Genomic DNA, 5,695 nt, shown 5'->3' with positions numbered 1-5,695 from the left:
CCGCAAAGCATGGAGAAGATGGTGAAGCCGACGACGGAGGCCAGGAACAGCTCCTTGCGGCCGAGGCGGTCGGCGAGCCAGCCGGTGACCGGCGTCATGATGGCGGCGGCGACGATATAGGAGGTCAGCACCCAGTTGATGTTGTCAGGCGAGGCACCGAGGTCGCCGGTCATGGTCGGCAGCGCGACATTGGCGATCGTGGTGTCGAGCGCCTGCATGACCGTCGCCAGCATCAGCGCGACCGTGATCAGCCCGCGGTGCGGTACTTCCTTGAAGGGTTCGGGCGTGCTCATGGTGCTGAACTTCCAGCAGGTAACAAAAACGGGTACATTGGGATTCCGGGCGGCGAGGCCTTCCTTTGAGACCCTCGTCGCGGTGGGACGCGAGGATCGATGTGGGGGTTACATCGAGCGAAAGTCTCTGTTGGAGCGGATGCCTGCCGCCCGGAAACCTGAGGACCGACGTATCCGTGTCGAAAGCCTCTGCCTTGGATCGACCCGCGACGCGGCTCGCCTCAAACGCTCGGCTTTCACACCCCTCCCTTCAGAGCATTCCCTTGCGGCCGCTCATGCCCGCGGGCTTCACCTTGCTTTATTGCGCGTGCTCGCCGGCCGTGGCGTGACCGAAGATCGACGGCAATCCGCGCGCGACGCCGGTATCGACGGTGACCGTCGCGCTCATGCCGGTGCGCAGCGCCATCTTGGCGTCGGGGTCGGTCATTTCCAGGCGCACGGGAATGCGCTGGGTGACCTTGACCCAGTTGCCGGTGGCGTTCTGGGCGGGCAGCAGCGAGAACTCGGCGCCCGTGCCGGCGCCGATCGCCTTGACGGTCGCCTCGAAGGTCCGGCCCGGATAGGTGTCGACCACGATCTCGGCCTTCTGGCCCGGCTTCATATGGGTCAGCTGGGTTTCCTTGAAATTGGCGTCGATCCAGGTGTCATCCGTCTCGACCAGCGCGAACAGCGGCGTGCCGACGGAGACATACTGGCCGACCTTGAAGGACGAGGCCTGATAGACGATGCCATCGGACGGCGCCTTCACCGTGGTCTGCGAGAGGTTGTAGGCGGCCTTGTCGCGCGCGGCGAGCGCCGACATCACGCTTGGATGCTTGTCGGTCTCGATGTCGGGGTTGCCGCCAAGCGCGGCCTTGGCGCTGATGATGCCCTGCTCGGCGACCGCGAGCTGCTGCTTGGCCTTGTCGAGGTCGTTGCGGGCCTCGTCCAGCGACGACTTGGCATTGATGCCCTTCTCAGCGAGATCGGCGGCGCGGTCATATTGCGACTGCGCATAGTCGACCTCGCTCTTGGCCGACTTCTGCTGCGCCATCGCCTGGCTATAGGCGGCGCGCAGCTGCTCGACATTGAGCCGCGCGGCGGCAACAGCCGCGTCGGCCTGGGCCAGCGCGATCTTGTAAGGCTCGGGGTCGATGACGAAGAGAAGGTCGCCCGCCTTGACCGTCTGGTTGTCGGCAATGCCGACCTGGACGATGCGGCCGGCCGTATCCGAGGCAATCGAAATCCGGGCCTGCTGCAGGTTGGCGTTCTCGGTCTCCTGGTAGCGACCGCCGGTGACCCAGACATAGGCGCCGCCGGCGAGCAGCGCCAGCGGCAGGGCGACCATCAAAAGGAAGCGGCCGGTGCGGCGCTTCTTCCTCGGTGCTGCCGGTGCGGGCTGCGGCTCCGCTGCCGCGGAGACTGGCGCAGCCTCCGGCTTCGCCGGCGCCTCGATCTCGAGCTTGGTGACGTTGTCGTCTGCTTTCTTGGCTGCCGCGTTCATGCTGCCCGCCCTTCCGTATTCTTGATCTTTTCGAGGGACGACGTCTCGCCGTCGGTCAAATTCTGCACGATGGTGTCGAGCACCCGGATCAGGATGCGACGGTCCTCCAGCGATACGCCGGTGAGCGATTCCTCATAGACCTCGCCGGCGAGGCTTTTGACATCGGCGTAGGCCGCGTTGGCCTTTTCGGTCGGGAAGATCATGCGCACACGCCGGTCGGCCGCATCGGCGCGACGCTCGATCCAGCCGCCCTCCTCCATCCGGTCGACGAGGCGCGAGACGCTGATCGGCTCGATCTCGAGCAGTTCGGCGAGCCGCGCCTGCGCGACACCGGCCTCCTTGGCGACGCGGACGAGAAGCCGCCATTGCGCGGAGGAAAGGCCCAACCCGCTGGCGCGCGCCTCGAAGCGCTTGCGCATGAGGCGCTGCACGTCGTGGATCAAAAATCCCAATCTGTCGATGCCATCTGAAACCATGAGCGGCATATATAATAAGCGTGCTTACTATTCAAGTGGCTGCGTTGTTCCAGAAGCCGGCAACCGCATGCGGCCATGCCAGGGCTGCATGGTCGAAGCTCGCCAAGGCGGGCATGAGAGCGCCACAGAGCGCCGGCTCCGGCGTCGTCTTCAGGCAATGGGTGCATGGCATGGTGCCAACTGTCTGGGATTCACAGTGTTTTAGCAGCTGCGCTGGTGCCGTTCGGCATGTTTGTGATACATCTGGCGGCGAGGATCGGGGGATCATCGCAATGCCGACGCTCTATGCGCTGAAGCCGGCTTTCCAGGACAGGCTGCGGCCGCTGGTCAACAGGCTGGCGGCGATGGGTGTGACGGCCAACGGCATAACGATCGCGGCTGCTCTGCTGTCCATCGCGGCTGGATCGGCAATCGCGATCCTCCCCGATTGGAGCCCGCTGCTCTTCCTCATCCCCCTGGGGCTTTTCCTGCGCATGGCGCTCAACGCCATTGACGGCATGCTGGCACGGGAACATGGCCAGGCCTCGACGCTCGGCATGTACCTCAACGAGATCTGCGATGTCGTCTCCGACCTTGCGCTGATCCTGCCGTTTGCCGCCCTTCCCCAATTCGGCGCCTGGGGTGTCGTCGCCTTTGCCATCGCCGCGGCGCTCACCGAGTTCGCCGGCGTGCTCGGCATCGCCGCCGGGATCGGGCGAAACTATGCCGGGCCGTTCGGCAAGAGCGACAGGGCGCTGGCGCTCGGCGTGGTCGCCGTGCTCGCCGCCGCCGGGCTCTGGCCTGAGGCAATCGCGCCATTTGTGTTTCCGGCCATGGCTACGCTTTCGCTGCTGACCGCCATAAACCGGATACGCGCCGGTCTTATTGGCAGCACCGGCTGAGCACCGAGACTCGCCATGCCGTCCGGGGGAACCACCATGCTTCACGAACAGGTTGCCAGCGCGCCGGCGGAAAGCCTTGCGCGGCAGGCGCAGGAACGCACCTTCCGCAGCCATGACGGCACGCAGATCTTTTACCGCTACTGGCCGGCGATGCAGGCCACGGCCAAGGGCGCGGTCGTGCTCTTCCATCGCGGACACGAGCATGGCGGCCGCATGGCGCATCTCGTCGACGAACTCAGCCTGCCCGACTACGCCTTCTATGCCTGGGATGCGCGCGGCAACGGCCGCTCTGCCGGTGAGCGCGGCTATGCTCCGTCTTTCGCCGCGCTGGTGCGCGATATCGACTGTTTCATTCGCGAGATCGCCGCCAGGGACGGCTTTGCCGCGCAGGACATCGCGTTGATCGCGCAGTCCTTCGGCGCGGTGCTGGCGGCCGCGTGGGTGCACGACTATGCGCCCAAGCTGCGCGCCATGGTGCTCGCCTCGCCCGCCTTCTCGGTGAAACTCTATGTCCCTTTCGCCAAGGAAGGCATCGCGCTGTGGCAGAAGATCAAGGGGCGCTTCTTCGTCAATTCCTACGTCAAGGCGAACCTTCTCACTCATGACCCTGTGCGCATTGCTTCCTTCGAAAACGACAAGCTGATCACAAGGCCGATCGCCTCGAACATCCTGGTCGAGCTCTATCAGCACGCGGCGCGCATCGTTGCCGATGCGCGCGCCATCACCGTGCCGACGCAGCTTCTTCTGTCGGGCAGCGACTGGGTGGTGCGGCACGCGCCGCAGCACGAGTTCTTCGTCAATCTCGGCAGCCGCGCGAAGGAGCGCCACGTGCTGCCGGGCTTCTTCCACGATACGCTGGGCGAGCGCGACCGCGCCAAGGCGCTCGACCTGATCCGGCCGTTCCTCGAAGCGCAGTTCGCGGCACCCGCGGAAGCTGTAGACCTGAAGCAGGCGGACATCGCCGGCTACACGCGCGACGAGGCCGACCGCCTCGCCTCGCCGCTCGATCTGCTTTCGCCCAGGGGCCTCTACTGGGCGACGAGCCGCGCCTTCATCCGCATCGGCAGTTGGTTCTCGCAAGGCATGAAGGTCGGCGTTACCACCGGCTTCGATTCCGGTTCGACGCTCGACTATGTCTATGAGAACGAGCCGCGCGGCCTGGGGCCGATCGGCCGCATGGTCGACCGGACCTTCCTCGACGCCATCGGTTGGCGCGGCATCCGCCAGCGCAAGCTTCACATCGAAGAGCTGATCGGCTCGGCGCTGGCAATGCTGAAGGCCGCTGGGCGGCCGACCAACATCCTGGACATTGCGTCTGGTCACGGCCGCTACGTCCTCGATGCGATCGACATGAGCCGGGAGCAACCGACCAGCGTTCGGCTGCGCGACTATTCCGACCTCAATGTCGAGCTCGGCCGCAAGCTGATCGCCGAGCGGCAATTGCCGGCCAGCGTGTCGTTCCAGCGCGCCGACGCCTTCGACGGCGATGGGCTCGCCGCGCTCGATCCGGCGCCGGACCTCGCCATCGTCTCCGGCCTTTACGAGCTCTTCTCCGACAATGCGCTGATTGCGCGCTCGCTCGGCGGCCTTGCCCGCGCCATGCAGCCGGGCAGCCTGCTCGTTTACACCAACCAGCCCTGGCACCCGCAGCTCGAAATGATCGCGCGCAGCCTGACCTCGCATCGCGGCGGCCAGGCCTGGGTGATGCGGCGGCGCACGCAAGGCGAGATGGATCAGCTGGTCGAGGCGGCAGGCTTCGAGAAGCTCGACCAGCGCATCGACCAATGGGGCATCTTCACCGTCTCGCTGGCAAGGCGGCTTTAGGACCACCGCCGCATGCCTTCCAGTGCCGAGCCCCCGCCACTTTCACCCAGCGCCGAGCCCTATGGGCGTGTCGTCATGCGCGCAGCGCTGTGGCTCGCTTTCCTCGCGCCTTTCTTCTATTCGACCTACGGCTTCGCCAATTGGCTCGCCTCGACGCGCGACCATGTCGGCAGCATCGTGTTCTCCTGGGAACACCATGTTCCGTTCGTCGCCTGGACAATCGTGCCCTACTGGTCGATCAACCTGTTCTACGGACTGTCGCTCCTGCTCAACGACAGCCGCCAGGGCGTGGACCGGCTGGCCGGCCGATACCTCACCGCGCAGATCGTCGCCGTCGCCTGCTTCATCCTGTTTCCGCTGACCGCCACATTCGTGCGGCCGGAAACGAGCGGCCTGCCGGGTTTCCTGTTTGCGGTCCTCGGCGGCTTCGACAAGCCGTTCAACCAGGCGCCGTCGCTGCATATCGCGCTGTTGGTGATCATCTGGGATCATTGGCGCCAGCGCCTCGCCGGTCCTTTGCTGGGGCTCTGGCACCGCTGGTGCTTTCTGATCGGCGCCTCGGTGCTGACCACCTGGCAGCATCATTTCATCGACATCCCGACCGGCGCGCTGCTCGGCTTCTTTGCCCTGTGGCTCTTTCCGGCACGGGGCGAGCTGCCGTTCGCCGGTTTCCGCCCGGCTGCCGACGGCAGGGCATGGCGGCTTGCGCTATGCTACGCGCTGGGCGCCGCTCTGGCG

Annotated in this window: 5 protein-coding genes and 1 pseudogene; 3 read left to right on the top strand and 3 right to left on the bottom strand. The window is 65.7% G+C overall.

Annotated features, from left to right (window positions below):
- From EOA75_RS27730 to EOA75_RS27720, 3 genes are all read right to left on the bottom strand, one after another.
- On the bottom strand, positions 1-293 hold a 293-nt coding region (locus tag EOA75_RS27730; protein WP_127325656.1), incomplete at its 3' end, for an MFS transporter.
- A 298-nt stretch (positions 294-591) separates the two neighbouring features.
- Positions 592-1,776 (bottom strand): HlyD family secretion protein, encoded by a 1,185-nt coding sequence (locus EOA75_RS27725; protein ID WP_127325655.1) that lies wholly within the window; start codon positions 1,774-1,776, stop codon positions 592-594.
- Complete coding sequence (locus EOA75_RS27720) at positions 1,773-2,252, bottom strand: MarR family transcriptional regulator (RefSeq protein WP_095801336.1); 480 nt, start codon at positions 2,250-2,252, stop codon at positions 1,773-1,775. Before EOA75_RS27720 ends, EOA75_RS27725 begins: the two co-directional genes overlap by 4 nt.
- A 272-nt stretch (positions 2,253-2,524) precedes the next feature.
- On the opposite strand from EOA75_RS27720, the gene EOA75_RS27715 reads away from it, so the two are divergent.
- The 3 genes and pseudogenes from EOA75_RS27715 to EOA75_RS27705 form a co-directional block, all read left to right on the top strand.
- Positions 2,525-3,133 (top strand): CDP-alcohol phosphatidyltransferase family protein, encoded by a 609-nt coding sequence (locus EOA75_RS27715; RefSeq protein WP_127325654.1) that lies wholly within the window; start codon positions 2,525-2,527, stop codon positions 3,131-3,133.
- Between the two features lie 36 nt (positions 3,134-3,169).
- Entirely contained in the window at positions 3,170-4,957 is a 1,788-nt protein-coding gene (locus EOA75_RS27710) for a bifunctional alpha/beta hydrolase/class I SAM-dependent methyltransferase (RefSeq protein WP_164747595.1), read from the top strand.
- A gap of 75 nt (positions 4,958-5,032) precedes the next feature.
- Positions 5,033-5,695: pseudogene (locus EOA75_RS27705) on the top strand (serine/threonine protein phosphatase); the annotation flags it as partial.

The organism is Mesorhizobium sp. M1A.F.Ca.IN.022.07.1.1 (assembly GCF_003997575.1).
GTDB lineage: Bacteria > Pseudomonadota > Alphaproteobacteria > Rhizobiales > Rhizobiaceae > Mesorhizobium.
Note: the sequence above shows the minus strand (reverse complement) of the source record. Positions and strands in the feature narration are given on the sequence as shown.